The sequence below is a fragment of the Lachnospiraceae bacterium oral taxon 500 genome, from assembly GCA_002999035.1.
GTDB lineage: Bacteria > Bacillota > Clostridia > Lachnospirales > Vallitaleaceae > W11650.
In genome coordinates, this window is sequence record CP027241.1 from 1090284 (window position 1) to 1111018 (window position 20735).

General features: G+C 44.7%; 6 protein-coding genes, 1 pseudogene and 1 riboswitch. All 7 genes and pseudogenes read left to right on the top strand.

All coding sequences use genetic code 11. From position 1 onward, the window contains the following. The first annotated feature begins 87 nt into the window (after positions 1-87). The 7 genes and pseudogenes from C3V36_05050 (at position 88) to C3V36_05080 (ending at position 20476) form a co-directional block, all read left to right on the top strand. Complete coding sequence (locus tag C3V36_05050) at positions 88-2451, top strand: hypothetical protein (GenBank protein AVM68668.1); 2364 nt, start codon at positions 88-90, stop codon at positions 2449-2451. Between the two features lie 97 nt (positions 2452-2548). Next, on the top strand, positions 2549-4084 hold the full coding sequence (gene yjjI, locus C3V36_05055) for a YjjI family glycine radical enzyme (protein ID AVM68669.1): 1536 nt from the start codon (positions 2549-2551) through the stop codon (positions 4082-4084). A 167-nt stretch (positions 4085-4251) separates the two neighbouring features. Further along, positions 4252-4686: pseudogene (locus C3V36_05060) on the top strand (radical SAM protein). A 663-nt stretch (positions 4687-5349) separates the two neighbouring features. Then, complete coding sequence (locus C3V36_05065; GenBank protein AVM68670.1) at positions 5350-6885, top strand: heme ABC transporter ATP-binding protein; 1536 nt, start codon at positions 5350-5352, stop codon at positions 6883-6885. After that, complete coding sequence (locus C3V36_05070; protein ID AVM68671.1) at positions 6875-7963, top strand: ABC transporter permease; 1089 nt, start codon at positions 6875-6877, stop codon at positions 7961-7963. Before C3V36_05065 ends, C3V36_05070 begins: the two co-directional genes overlap by 11 nt. Then, the gene (locus C3V36_05075; GenBank protein AVM68672.1) at positions 7963-8928 is read left to right on the top strand and encodes a sugar ABC transporter permease; all 966 of its coding nucleotides are present in this window, start codon (positions 7963-7965) and stop codon (positions 8926-8928) included. Before C3V36_05070 ends, C3V36_05075 begins: the two co-directional genes overlap by 1 nt. Before the next feature lie 357 nt (positions 8929-9285). Beyond that, positions 9286-9366: riboswitch (cyclic di-GMP riboswitch) on the top strand. Between the two features lie 316 nt (positions 9367-9682). Then, positions 9683-20476, top strand: a complete 10794-nt coding sequence (locus tag C3V36_05080) for a hypothetical protein (protein ID AVM68673.1) — start codon at positions 9683-9685, stop codon at positions 20474-20476. Positions 20477-20735: the final 259 nt, after the last annotated feature.

Consider the following 20735-nt stretch of genomic DNA (forward strand, 5'->3'; position numbering starts at 1 on the left):
CCCTACGTTTAACCATAAAAATAGATTGCGGATTGTCCGGAAAAAAGTTATAATGGGCTTGGGGTAGGGCAGATAAGGAGGACTATCATGGCTGGTTTTTGTACTAATTGTGGGAATCCTGTAGAGGATAATGCGTTTTACTGTGCGAACTGCGGCAGCAAAATCGCGCCGATGGTTCAAACTCAAGTACCGGTGCCGCCGGAATATGTGGGAGCACCGGCTGGTCCGATACCGTCATCAGGGTATGCGGGAGCGCCGGTCGGCCCAATGCGGCCCAAGAAAAAGAAGAAACATGGTTTCCTTAAATTCCTGCTTGTTATGGCGATTCTGATTGGACTTGTTTATACGGGACTATATAAGCCAGGTTGGATTCATGATGTCGTTCGGCTGACAAAGCCAATGCCGGAGGTTTATAAGGAAGGCTCCCGTGTATCGAAAGTGATCGATAACAGTCAAGTCTGCACGGTAGGAACCATGTCGCAGAATGGATACTCAATTACGATTGAGCCGGGTACCTTTCCGGATGGGACAGAAATTACGGTCGAGTATGTTCCGATTGCCGAGAAGAAAGAAAAAGATTTTCAGGCGATCGGCTCGCCTATCCGCATCAAGGCCTCCGGTTATGAAGGCGGCTATCTGGGAAAGGGTGTTACGGTTACCATGGAGATTCCGGAAAGGATGCGGACGGACAAACACAGCCGGTACTTCATGGCTTATTACAATGAAGAAAAACGAGCCTACGAATACTATCCGTTTGATGAAACGGATTGGGCAAACAATATGCTGACCTATACACTGCCGCATTTCTCGGAAAATACACCGGTGCTTGCCGGTAAAAATAAAGCGGTAGATGTTTACCTTGACGCCTACTGTATGCAGGCGGTTATAGATCAGAAGGGCATCAAGAGATTAAAAGAAACGCTTGGCCCGGAGCTGGAAAAAAATCTGCAGGAGCTGGGAATTCCAAAAGAAGAGACGGCAGACTTTGTAAATGCCATTGCCGGCGTAATCATGGATCAGACTTTATCCGGCAATACGGGTGAAGTGGCCGGCCATGCGGCAAACCTGGCTACGGCCGGTTATAAGTACAAGCAGAACAAAGATATAGATGAGTTTAATGAGGCGCTGACTCAGACAGCCTGTGAAGTCGTTGCCCAGAAATTGCTGCTGGCCAAGGTCGGCGATAGCTTAAGCCCAAACCCGGCCAAGATTATCGCCGGTGTCACCGCCAAGTCCGGCAGTATTGTCGGCAGTTTAGAGACCGGTGATTACCTGCAGGTGGCAAAAGATATCGGCAGTGTGATTGTTTCCCTGAACCCGACGGCAGCCGCTGTCGATGCGACGGCAGCACTGGTGGTTGCGACTGCCAATACAATCAAGCAGAACTTCAAAGCGACAGAGGTTGAAAAGCTTTACCAGATGTATAAGAAAGGCTCCCGTGAGTTTGCGGAAAAGAACTTTGAGGATTTATGGTATTCCGTTGACTATTCATTCTGGTACGGAAGCTGCCGGGGAGCTTATGTTTTGCTGAAAGATGATTATGTAAAAGAATACTGCTATCAAAGAGGCTGGAGCGAGCAACAGCTGAAAAATCTCCCGCAAGACAAGCTCCAAGAGATCAATAATTTCACCAAGGAACGCCTGAAAGCATATTTTGAGGAAAGAGTCAAATGTGAAGAAGCAGCCGAGCAGATGAAGAAAAAAGAGCGCCGGTTCATTGAAGATTTGGGTTCGACTCTTGATTTCTCGGGATATGACAGATTTCTTGGCAAGGATCCGATGACCAGACTGGAAACGATTTACAAAATGCGGGCATTTCTGACCAGCCTGATTGACAAGCAGAAGCAGGAGCAGGCAGATTATGCCGGACTGATTTTGGAATGGATCGGTGATGAAGTGGACGGCAAGAGCTTTGATGAAATTAAACAGCATATGCTCAGAAGCCTGAAAAAGAAAGGCCTTTTGAGAGCCGGGATTGAAGTTAAGGAGGAAAGCATTCCCACCGTCTCGGAAGTATGCGGTACTTTGAGTGTGAAAGTCTCTCTCAAGGTGGAATCAAACTGGCTGAAACGGTTTGCCGATTACATGAATGATACTTTTGGGGAAGGAACTGTTACCGGCCCGATGGCAGATTCGAATACCGCTGCCATGGAAAATGTTCCGCATACATTCACGTTCTATCAGGAGAACGGAGGCATCAAGCTTAAAATGGTTTCAAATGAATCACCGAATGAGGTGTTTATGTATGCCTGTACTTACAATGAAAGCACCGGAATCATGAAGGCTAAGTTAGAGTCTGATCCCGGCAATGCGATTCAGCTGGGAAGCACTGATATTCAGTTCCGGTTTACAAAGCAGGGGAATATGATTTATCTGCATGCCGAGCAGAATGTAGACATTGCCATCGGTAAATATAATCTCAAGGTTAGTGGACAGAGGAGCCTCAAATAAAGGGGCCGACTATTTCTCCTTGCCCTGCTTTTAACCATAAAAATAGATTGCGGATTGCCCGAAAAAAAGTTATTAAAAAAGAATGGAGATGAATACTATGCTTGCCACCAAGGAAGATATTTTGCAAATCGCGACCAACCCGGCGCTGACCTATCAGCAAAAGCTGTTTAATTTGGCCAATGCAGCGGAGCGAATGATTTCGCCGGTTGAGCTGCTCGGCTATACCGAGGAAGAATGGGAATATATTGAAAATCAAATGATTTGTGATTTAAACGAAGGCTATGCGATTTACCGGCCGCGCTACATTGTACCGGATTATTCGGTTTATATTAAAAAAGGCTGTCAGTTTTTAGAACTGCCGGCGCCGAAGGACTTGGAAGAGTGTTTGGACGGGCTGCTGATTTTGTATGCGCATGTGCCGTCGATTACTTCCTTTCCGGTCTTTATCGGGCATTTAGACCGTTTGCTGGAGCCGTTTATCACGGATGAAGAAGCGGATTATAAGCGAATCAAGCGCTTTTTAAACCATATTGACAAGACTATTACCGATTCCTTTTGCCATGCCGATATCGGGCCGGTTGAAACCAGAGCGGGCCGGCTGATTTTAAAAGCGGTAATTGAGCTGGAAAACACCACGCCCAATATGAGTATTAAATACGATCGGGCCAAGACTTCACGGGAGTTTGCCGAACTTGCAGCTAAGGCCTGCCTATTGGTATCCAAGCCATCCTTTGCCAATGATGCTTATTATACCAAGGATTTGGGCGAATATGCGATTGCCAGCTGCTATAATGCGCTGCCGCTGGCGGGCGGGGCCTATACTTTGACTCGCCTGCGGTTGGGGACGATTGCCAAAGCGGCTGCTTCGGCGGAAGATATGGTTGATCACTGGATTCCCAAGGTGGCTAGGCTGGCGCTGTCGACCATGGATAAACGCCACCGCTTTATCGTTGAGCGTTCCAATTATTTTGCCAGCAGCTTTTTGCAAAAAGAGGGCTTTATCCGGCAGGAAAACTTTACTTCTATGCTGGCGATTGTAGGTCTGGCGGATGCGGTCAATTATTTGCTGCGCTTAGAGGGGAGACAGGAAACCTTTGGCCAGTCTGAGCGGGGCGATGCGATTGCTTTTGCCATCATGGATAAATTAGAGGAGATCAATGCGGCGCATCCGGGCGTTTATGCCGAGAGAACCGGCGGGCATTATCTCTTGCATGCCCAGGTTGGTGCGAGCCTTCATGAGGAAGATAAAAACAACACACCGGCGCACCGGATTCGGGTCGGCGAAGAGCCAACGCTCCTTGCCCATTTAAAGCAGTCGGCGCCGTTCCACCGCTATTTCCCATCCGGAACAGGTGATTTATTTGCCTTTGACCAGACCTCTGTTGACCATTTGGACGCGGTGGTGGACATCATTGACGGCGCGTTTGCGCTGGGCTACCGGTATATTACAACTTATTTAAAAAATACGGATTTGGTTCGGGTAACCGGTTATTTGGTCAAAAAAAGTGAAGTGGCCAAAGCCCGGGCCGGACAGGCGGTGCTGCAAGATACGACTTGGTTTGGTTCGGGCACGGATGAAAATGCCCATGTCTTTGACCGGAGCCTGCGCAAGGAAGAAGAAGTTGTATTTTAAAGAAAATAGTAATTATTTTATGGATTCGCGCGAGCCGCTTTTGTACTTAGCGGTGGGTGGCAATTTAAGGCAAAATGCGGCGAGCTGACCGGCAGAGCTTTTAGGCCAGACGGCCGCAAAACAAGGGCAGGCAGGCCTTAGAAGTCTGCTAAGAAAAAAGGAGCGGAATGAGCGATTTATCAGAGATTTTTTTGCCGGTGCAAAGGATTATTCCGTTTTCCAATGTTGAGGGAAGCGGCAACCGAACCAGTATTTTTTTGCAGGGCTGCAATATTAACTGCCTATACTGTCACAATCCGGAAACCATTCCGCTGACCTCGCCGTTGGCTCGTTTCTTCTCTTTGGCGGAGCTGATGGAAACCATTCGCGGGTCGATGCCTTTTATTCGGGGAATAACGGTGTCCGGCGGGGAACCGACGATTTATGCGAAGGAGTTGGCAGTTTTGTTTCGCGAGGTACATCAGTTGGGCCTGACCTGCTATGTTGACAGTAACGGCTTTTTTGATTATGAAGCGATTTTCCCGCTGATTCAGGAAACAGACCGTTTTTTGTTTGATATCAAAGGAATGGGCGAGGGCCTGGCGGCACTGTGCTTTACCAGAAGCCATGCCCGGTCAGGGACGACAGAAGCGGATGACAGGCTTTTGCACGTTGGCGGGCAGCCGAATAACAAGGGAGTGGGCGAGTCGGGTTTTACTCATAGTCATGATGCTTTGGTAATGCCCGGCAAAGAAGCGGCCGGGGCAGGAAAGCGGCAGAGTGAAGCACTTGCCGCGGAAGCAGGAGCAGCGAAATTTCCGCCTTTAGCGGCGCGGCCGGAAGCGGCCGATTTGACAGAGAAGGCGGGAGAGGTAATTTTTGCCCGAAATTTGGAAAATCTGCGGCGGCTTTTGCCGCTGGGCAAGGTTGAGGAGGTGCGGCTGGTTTATATTAAGGATTTTTATGATGAAAGGGAAACCGTCCGGGAGATTGCAGCCTGCTTAAAGGATTATCCGCAAGTGCTTTTTAAACTGATTCGGGTACATGGCAAAGGGGCGCGAAATGGCAGGGAAGTGGCGCTGCATTTGCCTAAACCGGCAGAAGCGGAGGATTTATTTGGCTTTGCCGGAGAACAGGGCTTGAAAAATCGGAAGCTGATTTTATGATCTCAACTTTTTCCTGTCGAAAGGCTTCGCCTTTCTGCCCGGACGGGCAACCTGCCTAAAAAAGACTGTTCTGACGAACATGGGAAAGTTGAGATATGATTAAACAAGAAGGGGCAGAAAATGGATTATATTATTGAAATGCTGGGAATCACCAAAGATTTTCCCGGAATCCGGGCAAACGATGATGTTACCCTCCAGCTGCGCAAAGGAGAAATTCATGCGCTTTTGGGGGAAAACGGAGCGGGAAAGTCAACCCTGATGAGCATTTTGTTCGGGCTGTATCAGCCGGATCAGGGGATAATTAAGATTAAAGGTCAGGAGGTCAAAGTAACCGACCCCAATGTTGCGACCGAGCATGGTATCGGCATGGTGCATCAGCATTTTAAGCTGGTCGAAAACTTTACCGTTACGGAAAATATCGTTTTGGGCGCCGAGCCCAAAAAAGCATTTGATTTTTTGGATATGCCGACTGCCCGGCAGAAGGTGAAGCAAATCAGTGAGCGCTACGGGCTGGAAGTTGACCCGGATGCGAAAATTATGGATATTTCGGTCGGTATGCAGCAGCGGGTTGAGATTTTAAAAATGCTTTACCGCAATGCCGAGATTTTGATTTTGGATGAACCGACGGCGGTGCTGACGCCGCAGGAAATTCGGGAATTGATTAAGATTATGCAGCGTTTGATTGCCGAGGGCAAATCCATTTTGCTGATTACTCATAAGCTGGCGGAGATTAAGGCAGTGGCTGACCGCTGTACGGTTTTGCGCAAGGGAAAATATATCGGTACGATTGATGTCAAAGATACCAGCGAAGAACAAATGGCGGAAATGATGGTCGGTCGGGCGGTTTCCTTTAAAGTCGATAAAGCACCGGCTCAGCCGGCGGAGGTCGTGCTGTCGATTAAGGACTTAAATGTCAAAAGCAGCCGCGATTTACCGGCGGTCAAAAACTTGAGTCTGGAAGTGCGTAAGGGAGAAATCTTTTGCTTGGCCGGAATTGACGGCAACGGACAGATGGAGTTGATTGAGGCGATTACGGGCTTACGCCGGGTGGAAAGCGGCAGTATTTCCTTTAAAGGGCAGGATATCACGAAAGAATCCGTTCGGCAGCGGACACTGGCCGGTATCGGGCATATTCCGGAGGACCGGCATAAATACGGCCTGGTTTTGGACTTTACGCTGGAGGAAAATATGGCTTTGCAGACTTACTTTATGGAGCCTTTAGCGAAAAAGGGTCTGATTCAGTTCGGGCCGCGCCGGGAATTATCGGATCAGCTGATTGAGGAGTTTGATGTTCGTTCCGGCATGGGCAGTGAAACGGTAGCCCGGTCAATGAGCGGCGGTAATCAGCAGAAAGCGATCATTGCCAGAGAGGTCAGCCGTTCGCCGGAGCTTTTAATTGCGGCGCAGCCGACCCGGGGATTGGACGTAGGGGCGATTGAGTATATCCATGAGCGCCTGGTTAAGGAAAGGGATAAAGGGCATGCGGTTTTTCTGATGTCACTGGAGCTGGATGAGGTGCTGAATGTGGCGGATCGGATTGCCGTCATCCACGGCGGTGAACTGGTCGGAACCGTTATGGCTGATCAGACCGATGAAAATGAATTGGGGCTGATGATGGCTGGCAAACGCAGAGAGGAGAGTCAAAATGGGAAATAAATCCGACGACAAGCGGTTAAGCCAATGGATACCGATGATTGCCGTTTTGCTGGGATTTTTATTTGGGGCGCTGGTCATGCTGCTTACCGGGGAAAATCCGATTATTCTTTTTAAATCGGTAATCCGGGCGGTGTTCGGCCTTAACTTTGATTATTTCGGCGATGCCAAGAGATTTTTCTCGGTGCGGACACTGGCGAATTATTTTGTTTATATCATGCCGATTGTTTTGACGGGATTGTCGGTGGCGTTTGCCTTTCGGACAGGACTGTTTAATATCGGCGCTGAAGGGCAGGTTATTGTCGGCTCAATGATGGCGGCAATGGTTGGTGTGCTCTTTGATGGGCCGAAAATTATCCTGCTGCCGGCGGTTATTTTAAGCGGCGCTTTGGCGGGAGCCTTATGGGGTTTTATCGCCGGTTATTTAAAGGCCAAATACAATGTGCATGAAGTGGTGGTCACCATTATGCTCAATTATACGGCCAGGTATTTATCGAATTATGTGCTGAAGCAACTCCCCGGTTCGAAACCGCATGAAACTGTCATGCTGCACAGCGGTGCTCTACTGCAAAGCAAACTGCTGTCGAAATTGACCGGCAATTCCCAACTGCACTGGGGTTTTATCATTGTGATTATTGCCATTCTTGTTTTTGGGTATATTATTAATAAAACGACTTTCGGCTATGAATTGAAAGCGGTCGGTTATAATCCCTTTGCCGCCGAATATGCCGGCATGAAAGTTAAGCGCAATGCGGCGCTGTCAATGGCGATTGCCGGCGCCTTTTCGGGGTTAGCGGGGGTGGTTATTGTAGCCGGCACCTTTGGCAAAGGCCGGGTATTGGCGTCGTTTGAAAATTATGGCTTTGACGGAATTGCGGTTGCTTTGATCGGCGGCAATACAGGGATTGGCTCGCTCTTTAGCGGTATGCTGCTGGCGGCGCTGAAAGCCTCTCAGCCGATTATGGACGGACAGGGAATCCCGAATGCAATTGCAGTTATTATTTCGGCCTCGATTATTGTTTTTGTGGCAATGAAAACTGGCCTAATCGAACTGATCCAAAAATTAAGGAGGGCAAAATAATGGATATATTAGCGTCAATTATTCAGGCGACTCTGATTTATGGAACACCGATTATTATTGCCGGTCTGGGCGGTCTTTATTCGGAGCGTTCGGGTGTTGTCAACATTGCTTTAGAGGGAATTATGATGATCGGCGGCTTTACGGCGGCGACGATGATTTATTTTTTGGAGCCGTTTACGGCTTGGGCGCCGTGGATTTCCATTTTGGGCGGAGCGGCGGCCGGCATTTTGATTTCGCTGCTGCACGCTTATCTGAGCATTAATCTGCGCGCCGATCAAACGATTTCCGGTACGGCCATCAATATTTTTGCCGGCGGCATTACCGTTTATTTGGCCGGGATCATCTTTCATCAGCAGAGAACGGAAGCATTCAGCAAGGGCTTTTTGCGGTCGCCTTTTCCGCTCCTGAACCGGATTCCGCTGATTGGGAACTTGTTTTTTAACAATGTTTATCCGACGGTTTATGTGGCAATACTGGTAGTGGTACTTTCCTGGTATCTGCTGTATAAGACGGCGTTTGGCCTGCGGCTGCGGGCGACCGGAGAAAATCCGCAGGCGGTTGACAGTTTGGGTATCAATGTTTATAAAATGCGCTATATCGGCGTGCTGACCTCGGGATTTTTGGGTGGCCTGGCCGGCGGTATTATGATTTTGACCCAAACCACGCAGTATACGATTACCGGCATTCACGGTACCGGCTTTATTGCTCTGGCCGCTTTGATTTTCGGCAAATGGAAGCCGTTCGGCGTTTTGGGTGCGAGCCTGTTCTTTGCCTTTGCGCAAATCCTCAGTATTTACGCTGATTCTTTGGGAGTGGCTTTAGGGATGCCGATTTTGGGGCAATTGCCCAAGGAGATGTATGATGCGATTCCGTATCTGCTGACCATTGTGGCTTTGATTTTGTTCAGCGGCCGGGCCGTTGGTCCGAAAGCAGCCGGTGAGCCGTATGATAAGGGCAAGAGATAACAGCTGATATCAATGTCGCGAGTAGTCTTTTGGGATGACATATCGTTGGCAGGAGAGGACACTACCACAGGATAAGAGAAAAGAACTGTTCATCAAATAGGAAAAAAGAACCATTAACAACAGGTCTTAAATTTAGCTGAATAAATATGAAAAGATTAAAGAATAACAATCCATTTATTCTTTAATCTTTTTTATATAATAAATTTTATAAAAAATTTTAAATATTAATTTGAATTAAAAATAAAATATTATAAACAATTAAAATTTGACAACTTCTAATAGGCTTATCAGATTAATAAATAAAAATATAAACAAGACTATTGACTTATTCTGAAAAATGGAATAAAATATAGCCATGACATCAAAAGGCAAACCAAAAGAAATTTTGGGACGCAAAATCAGGAATCTAAGGGAAACTATGATGGTCCGATTGCAGAGTGTTAAAGTCCGGCTTTATGACCGGGCTAAAATCTGAAAGGAAATCAAGATAGTTTTGCATAGATTCTTTTTTATTTCCGCCAATTGACCGGTAACAACGAATACCGGCTTTTGAGCGATTGATGGCTTGAACCTTGGCGGAATGTAAATAAAATATACCCTCTATTGATAAAAATAATACAAAGATAGTCTGATCAGGGAGAAATTGATAAATCGTTAGCATATCTTAGACAAGTTTGTGTAAAAATAGACTTTTCTAAGATAAAGATAAAGAAAAGACAAAGAACTTCAAAACGATCAAGAGAGGAGCAAGATTATGAGTGGAGAGAGGATCAAACGAAAATCCATGCTGGCCAAATTGATGGTGCTGATCATGACCGTTAATTTGCTGCAAGGCATGGTCACTCTGCCGATCACGGCGGAGGCAGGCGAGACAGACCATGTGAAGAATTTAGGGGCTGTGAATGGTGCCGGAAACAATGAAGGTATCACGATTGAAGAATATGTCACAGACTATAACAATGGTCAATTTAAGGTAAATCTTAAAGTAAATGGTGCCGAAAGCACAACCCAGCAGATTGGCAAATTGGATGTATTTTTGCTGATTGATCGCTCCGGCAGTATGAATGACCATAACAGAATGAAAAATGCCAAAAAGGCAGCGAAAAGTTTTGTAGATAAGTTATTGATTACTGGCAAAGATAATGTTCGAGTAGGTGTGGTTAGCTTTGCCAGCGATCATGGTGCTGCGGCGGTGTCTGTAGACCATGGGCTTTCTACCAATAAGCCAGCTCTAAAAACTGCGATTGATGGTATTATAGCAGTTGGCGGCACTTATGTCGATAAGGGCTTGGAAGCGGTAAAAGAGCAATTCCGCTTGTATGGGCACAGTGATGCGAGAAAGATTGTGATTCTGATAGCAGATGGACAGCCGACTTTTGCTTATGAAAGAGAAGAAAAGAAAGTAAATTCTAATCTTCCGGCAGCCGGCTATGAAATTTGGCATCATGAAGGAAGTTTGACAAATCAGTCACTTTGGAACAAGGACTATGGCAATAATACCAATAGCTATAAAGTAAAATTGGTGCATGGTACTGAACACATCGGAAACGGAAATAATACCGGTGATATCGGCAGAGTCGCTAGAAATACCATAATGACAGCAGATGATCTCAAAGCTGCAAATATTGAAATCATACCGGTCGGTATTGATATGACCACAGGCACCGAAAGACATTTTATGACTTTGGTTTCTTCAACCGGTCAATATTATAATGCTAATACAACTGCCAGCAACTTAGACAAGATATTAAATGACCTGCATCAAACCATTACTACCGCAAAGGTAAGAGATGGCGTGATGACGGTACCGGTTAGTGATAAGATTAACTTTAGCGGAGAACTTGATAAGATTAAGATTTCCGTTATTAACACGAACACCAATCAACCAATTGCAAATAATATTTCCAAAAAATGGGATTCGACAAAGAGAATCATTACTTTGGATAAGATTACTCTGAAAAAAAATGAGCAATTGCTTGTGACTTATCCTGCCAGCTTAAAAGAAGAATGGATGGATCATGCTTGGCACGAGGTAACGGTTGACCGAAAAACAGTATTAAAACCGATGCTGTCATCTCCGGAAACTGATGTGATGGCGTTTAAAGTGCCGGAAGTAAAAGATTTCAAATCGGTTGATATCGTTGTCAATAAAACCTGGACAGTCAATCCGCCGGCGACAGTGGAGGAAGTACCAGTGTCCATTGAAAAAACGGTGGACGGAACTACCACTACCCTGCCGGAAAAACTCATTGTTAAAAAGCAAGGAAATACTTGGACGGGTTCAAAGGCGGGTCTGCCTATGTATCAAGGCGGACAGAAAATCAAGTATGATATCAAGGAAGATTCCATTACCAATTATCAGCCGGAATACACCAGGCCGAATGAAATGGTAAATGGAAAACTTACTTTTGGTATTAAAAACATCAATACCGAAATGCTGCAAGTCAAGGTAGTGAAAAAATGGTTGGGTACGATGCCGAGTGTTTTGAAGATTGACTTGTATCAAGAGGGCAGTCAGCAATTTATTGACAGTATCACCCTAAAAAAACCGGAAAATAATGCCAGCACTTGGGAAGGTACTTTTACGAAATCCGTCAGAAAATATGATGATGACGGAAAACTGCTTCGCTACAAATTGGTAGAGCATATTGATGAAACCAAATATCAAGCGGATGAAACGGAAATCATCTTAACTCCTTCTGAAGATAAGGTCTTAATGGGAACCTTTACCAATCGGGATAAAAGGACCCAAGATCTTAAAGTAGAAAAGAAATGGGTGAATACTCCGGTAGAATTCCAAAAGGAAGTAGTTGTTCAACTTTACAGAAAAACAGATGAAAATGCCGCTCCGCAAAAAGTAGAGGGAAAAAGAGTTAAGTTAAATAAAGACGGCAGTTTTAAAGGTGAGTTCGAAAACTTACCGGTTTATGACAGCATGGGTAATGGGGCGACCGGCAAGAAATTCATCTATTCCGTTCAGGAAGAAGATGTTCCTGTTGGCTATGACGTAAAATATAGCGGTGACGGCAGTGCGGATAATCCGTTTGTTGTGACCAATACCAATATTGAAACCACGACAATTCAGGTAACTAAAATCTGGAAGGGTGAGCCTTTGTCTGAAGGTGCAACCATTGAACTGTATAAGGGTGCAGCCAAAATCAATGAAGCGAAGGTAAAAGAAAATCATACCTTTACCACAGATTCTGCCGGTAAAGAATTACCAAAATATGAAAACGGCAAACTGGTAAGTTATACGGTCAAAGAAAAGTCGATGCCAAATTATAACAATGGTAAGCCTGCCACTGCTACCGGCAACCAGGAAAAGGGCTTCCAGTTTACCAACTTAAATACCGTCAAAGATGTTTCCGTAACGGTGACCAAGAAATGGGTAGGAAAAGTAGGGGATAAGATTACTTTGACCTTAAGTTCCGACCAATTGGTAGACGGTCAGAAAGTGGAAATTACCGAAGAAGTTACCGGAACCGGCAAGGAATGGAAACATACTTTCACTGGCCTGAGAAAATATGACGATGAAGGCAATAAGATGGTCTACACCGTCAAAGAAGCTAAGCTGGAGAATTATGAAACCAGTATAGACGAAACCGGACTGGTATTTACCAATACCTATTCCAATAAGACAACTACGGCAGTGACCGTTTCTAAGATTTGGAAGGGCAATGTCGGCAGTAAGGCGAAGATTCAGCTGCTTGCAAATGGCAAGGAAGAAATTGAGCTGGTTATTAACGGTCAGTTCCAGACGCTGCAAACACAAATTGTTGAGTTAAAAGATGGCAATTGGCAGCATACCTTCCAAAATCTTCGCAAAGAAGATCAAAATGGAAAGGATATTAAGTACACCGTAAAAGAACTGGAGGTAGACGCCAATTATACGATGGCTGATCCGGAAGAAATCGCTGCCAACAATTTCACCATTACCAATACCAATCATGAAAAGGTAAAGGTAGTGGTCAAGAAGACTTGGCGCGGTGAGAAGCAGGACACGGTTTTTGAATTGCTGAAAAATGGCAGCCCGACTGGCAAAGAAATGCCTTTAACAAAGGGGCAAAGCCAAGTTGAGTTTACTGATTTAGACAAATATGAAGACAAAGAAGTGACCGCAGCGGCGAAACCGATTGTCTATACCGTTCAAGAAAAGGGACAAACAGGACAAACCGTTACTCTTGGTGGTATTGAATACAAAGTGGAAATAAGTGATGCTGTTGTGGATAACGATGGTAATACCACTATCAATGTCATCAATATCAGCCAGGAAAAAGTAGTCATTCAAGTGAGAAAAGAATGGGTTCGCCGAGTTGGTCAGAGTGTAGAAATTGTTCTTTTAGAAAAAGATACAGACAATCCGATTCCGGGAGTGGATCCGATCACTTTGACCAAAGAGGATAAAGAATGGGATAATCTTCCGTTCAGTAAGAGTATCTCTGTCTTAAAGTATGACCAAACAGACGGCAGAGAATATAAGTTCTGGATCAAAGAAACCAAGATCAATGGAACAGCCATTACAGGAAATGACTATGACTCTAAAGTTGAGCCAGTCGGTCAACTGGGTTATTGCTTCAAAGCCATAAATACCAATAAAGAAGCAACCGATGTGACGGTAAGTAAAGCTTGGGTAAATGGAGAAACCAAGCGTCCTCAGAGCGTTGTGGTAACCTTAAAGGCAACCGTCGGCACCGATGATGCGGATGTTATTGATGCTGTTTTGGCAGGTTGGGCAAATGCTCCGGCGAAGGAACAAACTTTAAAGGAGCCAAATTGGAACTATGTCTATACCAATTTACCAAAATACTACAACAATCAAGCAGTTAAATATTCGGTAACTGAAAAAACGGTACCTCTCTTTACTGCTTCGGTAACCGAGACTGCCAACGGCATACTGGTAACCAATACATTTAAAGAAGAAAAAGCCGATGTTCAGGCGATGAAGATTTGGGTTGGCGGAACAGAAGCGGAACATGTCGAAGTAGAATTGACCTTGCAATATCGTGTCAAAGGATCAGCCAATGAGGCAGATTGGAAAAATTGGACAGGCAGTGCAGCTGCAGTCAAAGAAAATGCCAATACTTGGACATACACTTGGAAAGAGGTTCCTCAAACAGACAGTCAAGGCAGAGCTTATGAATTTAGAGCCATTGAAACCAAGACTCCAGACAATTACCAAGTGGAGCATAAGGGCTTAACCGTTACCAATACATCCTTTGAAAAGACATCCCGTAAGGTCATTAAGACTTGGCTTGGAGATGCCAAGGAAGTAAATGTTACCTTAACCGGAACCGTCGATGATACGGAAGTTTATAAGAGCAGCAGGACGATTTCGGCAACTCCTGACAACAATGGAGTTTATCAAGTAGAGTTTAAAGATTTGCTTCGTTATGATGTGCAAAGAACGGACGGCTCTACCCCTACTGGTAAGGAAATTGAGTACAAGCTGGTTGAAGAAACAGGAACCGGCTTTACATTAGTATCCGGTCCTACGTGGAATCAAATTGCCAATGCCTTTATGATTACCAACCGCAATACGGAAAGTAAGGAGATCACCATTGTCAAAGAATGGGAAAACACTCCCAAGGCATTGATTGATGCGGCACGAGTTGTCGTTAAATTATATCGGCAATCCGAAAATGCGGCAGCGCAGGTATTTGGCGCTCCAATTACCTTAAATGAAGCAGATTATGATACGGCAGGCGAAAAGTTTGTCAAGACTCTTTCCGTACCGAAGTTTGATGAGCAAGGAAATGCCTACATTTATACTGTGAAAGAAGTTTCCATCAATGGTAAGAAACCGGCGGAAGCAGGTTATAATCATACGGAAAATGGTTTGATCATTGTCAATACCAATGATGAGAAAGTAACAGTAGAAGTGCAAAAGAGCTGGCAAGGTCCAAAGAAAGATGTCACGTTCACTTTATATAAGGGCAATCCGGATGCAGCAACTGCTCAAAAGGTAGGCGAAGAGATTTTGACTGCCGGCACAGAAAAACTGAGCTTTGCACCGGTTGCAAAATATGAAAATGGTGAACTGATTGAATACTATGTTAAGGAAGAAAAACTGGACGGTTATGAAGAAACTGCTGCTCAAAAAGTAGATTCGATAAAACCGCAAGTCAGCTTCGTTAATAAGAATGTAGAAACAGTCAGCATTTCTGTAAACAAAGTTTGGGATAATGCACCGAAAGAACATCAAAAAGAGGTAGAAGTTACTCTTTATGTTCAAAATCTAAACGGAAATCAAGAGATTGTAGAGGCAGTGCCGGAGCAAAAGGCAACCTTAAAGCAAAATGCTCTGACGCATATCTTTACCGCACCAAAATATGATGAATCCGGTAATCAGCTGGCCTATTATGTGTTTGAAACCAAGGTCGGAACAACCGGATTAAATGCAAGCGATCAATTCGATAATGAAGATTCCTATCAGTTATCGGGTGAAAAGTATCAATTGGAGATTAAACGCGATCCGGCGAATTCCGGTGATGTGACCGTTATTTTAACCAATACCAATGTTCAAACCACAGAAGTTAAAGTGGAAAAACAATGGGTTGGACCAACAGCAACAGCTCAAATTACTTTATGGAATGGTCAAGAGCAAATAGCGAAAACAGAAATTAAGGGTAATACTTCCTTTACCTTTACTAAAGATGCCGGTGAAAAACCATTGCCAAAACGGAAAGAAGGAGAGATAATTACCTATACCGTAACAGAAGAGGCGATAGTAAATTACAATAATGACAGTGCGGCGGATGCACAGAAGCAAGATGACGGCTCGTATCTCTTTGTCAATCAATACACCAAGACCAGAGATATTACCGTGCAGAAGGTATGGAAACCTGCCAAGACCGAACTAACGGAGGTGGAAATCGCCTTGGTTGGTAAAGTTGGTGATACGGTTGTAGTACCGGAGCAAAAAGTTGCCTTAAAGGCAAGCGAAGGCTGGAAATATAGCTTTACAGGGCTTGCTGAATATCATGGTGCGGATAAGATTATCTACACTGTAACAGAAGAAGCCTTGGCAAACTATCCCAATCCGAGGATTGTCGATGATAGCAACAACCAAAGCGAAAATGACAAGAATGTCTTTACCATTACCAATACCTATAAGAATGATGATACAGTAGAAGTTAGTGTCAGCAAGGTTTGGAAAGGCTATAAGACAGATTCCGTCACAGTAGCTTTGTTGAGAGATGGTGTAGCAACCGGTGATCCACTTGTTCTGAATGGCCAAAACAAGTGGACTGGTAAGTTTACTGGTTTGAAGAAAATGAATGATGCCACAGCAGAAGCTTATGCTTATGATGTCAAAGAGCTTAGCATCACCGGCTTTACGTCCGTAAAGACAGGCAGCACGGAAAATGGCTTTACCTTTACCAATACCGTAAAGCCGGATATTCCGGACCATAAGATTACTCTGGAAGTGGAGAAATTCTTTATTGGCCAAGAGCAGGACAGCGTCGATGTACAAATCTTTGCAAACGGCATAGCCCTGCCGGGAACCTTGACACTTACTAAGGATGCCGCCGGCAAGTGGATTGGCAGCAGAGAATTACCGAAGTATGATGCCAATGTAGTGGTAACCAATGCTGATATAGCGCAGATCCAGCCGATTGTGTATACAGTGAAAGAGCTTGATGATGCGGGTGTAGCTTTTGGTGATGGTCAGCTGATTACTTTAAATAATCATGAGTATAAGATTAAGATCAATAATGCGGGCCAAAACAAATGGGAAATTACCAATATCAGTCAGGCTAAGATGACTATTAATATCACCAAAAAATGGGTACGCAAGGTTGGTGATAAAGTTAGTTTCAAGCTGTTATTGACAGACGGTAGTCAATATGGCGATCCTTTGGTATTAGAAGGTCAGAATGGCAATTCCTGGACCGGTAACTTTAATGTACCGATTTATGATGATGAGGGTAGGCCAATTGCTTATGCGGATGTAACTGAAGAAATCAGTGCTGAGTATGAGCAAACTTCTAAGACTGGCAGCATTGAAGATGGCTATACCTTTACCAATACCAATAAAGAAACGACAAATGGTGAAAAGGGTGTTACCATTAAAAAGGTTTGGATTGGTGGAGAAAATAAGAAACAAGAAGTTACAGTTAACTTAATTGCCACTGACGGGGAAAATGCCTTAACATTAGCTGATGTTTTAGCAGACTTTTATACCGGCCCGACCAGCTTTGAGTTAAACGTAGACAATGAATGGACAGTTACAGTCAAAGGTTTGCCGAAATACTTCAATAATAAGGAAGTCGTTTATTCGGTTGAGGAAGTGGAAGTGCCATGCTTTACCACGAAGATCACTCCGATGAATAGTAATTCGGTTGATTATGTTATTACTGTCATCAATACCTTTAAATCACCGCAGAAAGAAGTTAAGGTTAAAAAGCTTTGGGTTAATACACCGGATAGCATTACCGAATCGCTGAATTCTTCTGTAACCGTGCAGTTATACCGGCGAATTGCAGACGAGCCAGTAGCGACCGCTGTTATTCCTGAAGAAACCCGGCTGCTAAATCTTAATACCGGCTGGACTAATAGTTTCCTTAATGTGGACGAGCTGGATCCGAAGGGCAATCCATACATTTACTCAGTCAAAGAAACTTTGATCAATGGTCAGCCAATTGATAACAGTCAATATCTGGTTGATGATAGCGGAGAGGGTTATGACTTAACAGTAACCAATACCAATATTGAAACCATGACCATTAAAGTAGTGAAGAAGTGGCTGGGAGAGGATGCGGCAGATGATGGCGCAAGCTTCAACTTATGGGCTGACGGAGTATTGACAGAAAATACCTTGCACTTGGATAAAAATACCAATGAAGGCAGCTTTACTGGTGTTTTCCCGAAATATATAAATAGGCGGTTAGTCGTTTATAAGATTAGTGAAGATGAAATCCCCGGCTATAAGCAATACGGTGAGATTGATTCGGCAACACAGGGCAATACGATTACCTTTACCGTAACCAATAGTAAGGTCAAGGATATCACCGTTCAAAAGACTTGGATCGGTGCAGCGGCAGAGGAAGTCAGCTTTGGCTTATACCAAGGCGAGGTCTTGCTCAAGAAGTTGACTTTAAAAGAAGCAAACTTAAATAGCGGCGTTTGGACAGATACTTTTAAGGATGTCTTTGTCTATGATGAAAACGGCAATATCATTGATTACTCCGTCAGAGAGCTAAATCAAGACGGCACACCGGTCTTGCCGCTGCCTGGAGGAATCACCAAAGCCATCATAGGCGGCACCACTTATCAGGTGACCGTGGAAGTGACAGGAGATGTCCATAAGTTTACCAATACCGCACTGAGCGAAATTGAAGTCGAAAAAGTTTGGAAAGGACAAGTAGCTACCGGAGCGAGTGTGACCTTAGCACTTTATGATGTGGAAAGTCCGGACGCAAATACAAATCCGGTTCAAACAATGGAACTTCCGATCAACGATGGCTGGACTGGCAAATTTGAAAACTTACCGACTCATACACCGGCTGGCGAGAAGATTCGTTACAGCGTGAAAGAAACAAAGAAAAATGCAGATGATACTTATCAGATCATTCAGCCGGATAGGATTTTTGAGCTGGGCGGCATTAAGTATAAATTGCAGGAAAGCACTGACAATGGCAAATTAATCTTTACCAATATTGAGTACCTTGACATTGCCATGACGAAGGTCTGGGATGATAAGTTTTCAATGGTTTTAAGAGAGAGCGTGATGCTTACTCTTTACTCCTTTGAAGATGGCACAGCCGACTTTATGAAACTGGAAGATTTTATTCTGAATGAGGCTAATGACTGGACACAGGTAAAAACTGACCTGCCAAGATGGGCAAATGGTAAATACATCAGCTATCGGGTGGTTGAGAAAAATATCAATGACGAAGCTACCCTGATGCCGTGGGACTATCAAAATCCTTTCCTATATAAGGTATTTGCAGTCAGCATCGAGCCGAAAGATATCACTGCCACTGCCAAAGTGACCGTGACAAATGGTGTTATCGAGGTTGAGCAGCCGGAGGATCCGAACTATCGGAATCTTCGAGTGGCTAAGTTCTGGGGAGCGACAGCTGAGGAACATCAAAAACTGGTCAGAGTGGAGCTTTTTGTAAAGAATGAAGAAGGACATCTGGAACCAACCGGTCAAACCTTGGTTTTAAATCAAGCGAATAATTGGGTAGGTATGTTTGAAAATCTGCCAAAATTCCGGGTAAGGAAAGTTTCGGCTGACAAGTTATCAACCGAAACGGAGTTAAAGGATGAGGAATTACCGGCCGGTGCACCAAATGCGGAAGAAGCGCAAAAACCGGCGGATGGTGATAATCAGCCGACCACTCAAACCGGCAATAATTCTGAGCCGATAAGCGAAGAAAAGACCGAACCGGCTGAAGATTCGTCCACAACCACAGAAGAACCAGCTGCACCGGAAGAAAGCACTGAAAATTCAGATGCAAATGCAACAGAAGAAAGTTCGGCTGCCGAGCAAGCAGCGGAAACGGAAATTCAAAGCGGCGGCAGCGCACACTTGAAACCGGCCGAGGAAGCCGAGGAAACGCCGGCGGCCGAAGAGGGTCAAAGCGAAGAAGCACCGCAGACCGAGCAAGGCCAAGGTGAAGAAGTGCCGCGGGCTAAGGACGGCCAAGAGCTAACAATTGAGGAAGAAACATTACCATTAGGAGAACCGCTAGCTTTGAAGGAAATTGAATACTTTGTGTTTGAAACTGAGATTGATGGACAAAGGATTCTATTTACTCCGGAAGAAGGATTAACGGATTATCATTTTGGTGATTATCAAATCAAGATTGTAGCGCAGGAAGATACCGTTTACATTAAGAACCTGCACGCAAGTGCGATTCCTGATGATGAAAAAATTAATATCAATGTTGCCAAGGATTGGACCGGTGTTGCCCAAATCAGAATTAAAGATGTAGAAGTTGCTCTTTATGTTCAGGTAGGCGATACCTTAAAACAAGTGGTAAAAGAACCTTTGGTACTTGGTGAAGCCAATAATTTCAAGGGCGTATTTGCTAACTTGCGCAAGAAAAATGATGATGGTGAAGAACTGAGATACTATGTCTTTGAAACCAAGATCGGAGAGGAGGTATTAAGCTTTGAACCGGCAGTTGACTTGACCCAATATTATCATGGAGCTTATCGGATCACGATTATTGATAATGGTTCCGTCAATGTCACGCTTAAAAACTACTATCAAGAAGAGCCGTTGGATCCGTGGAAGCCGGATGATGATGACGATGATGAACAACCCAAGCCCCAAGATCCGCAAGATCCGACACCGGATCAACCCAAGCCGCCGGTTGGAGAAGAGGAAACCATTCCGGAGTCCAAGGTTCCAGAGGGAAATCCCACGGAAACCCTGACAGAAACCCCGGCTACAGAAGAAACGGTAATAGACGAGGAGATTCCGCAAGGTAAGACCGAGTTACCAAAAACCGATGGTGTGGCTCGTAGTTTATTCTATCTTTTAGGCAGTGGTCTGGCAGCATTAGGTCTGGGCTTAAAAAGAAAGAAAAAATAAGAAGTAAATAAAATCCGCTCTATCCTTTCTTAGGGGCTGTTGCAAAACAGCCTCTTTTTTAATGGTTTTTCCTTTCCGCGGGATGGCGGATGATTTATGGAAGGCCTTTCGGTATCAGGAAGTTTCTGTATTTAGGCTAAAGCGAAATTAACTCAGCTATTCGAGCGCAGTACACAGAAAAGAGCGGGAAGGAAACAATAAGTGAAAGGTTTAAGAATCGCGGGCATAACTATATATGGTAGAAAAGCTGGAAAAATGG

Coding starts and splice junctions, on each gene's coding strand:
- yjjI (AVM68669.1), top strand. CDS start 2,549: ATGCTTGCCACCAAGGAAGATATTTTGCAAATCGCGACCAACCCGGCG.
- C3V36_05065 (AVM68670.1), top strand. CDS start 5,350: ATGGATTATATTATTGAAATGCTGGGAATCACCAAAGATTTTCCCGGA.
- C3V36_05070 (AVM68671.1), top strand. CDS start 6,875: ATGGGAAATAAATCCGACGACAAGCGGTTAAGCCAATGGATACCGATG.
- C3V36_05075 (AVM68672.1), top strand. CDS start 7,963: ATGGATATATTAGCGTCAATTATTCAGGCGACTCTGATTTATGGAACA.
- C3V36_05080 (AVM68673.1), top strand. CDS start 9,683: ATGAGTGGAGAGAGGATCAAACGAAAATCCATGCTGGCCAAATTGATG.
- C3V36_05050 (AVM68668.1), top strand. CDS start 88: ATGGCTGGTTTTTGTACTAATTGTGGGAATCCTGTAGAGGATAATGCG.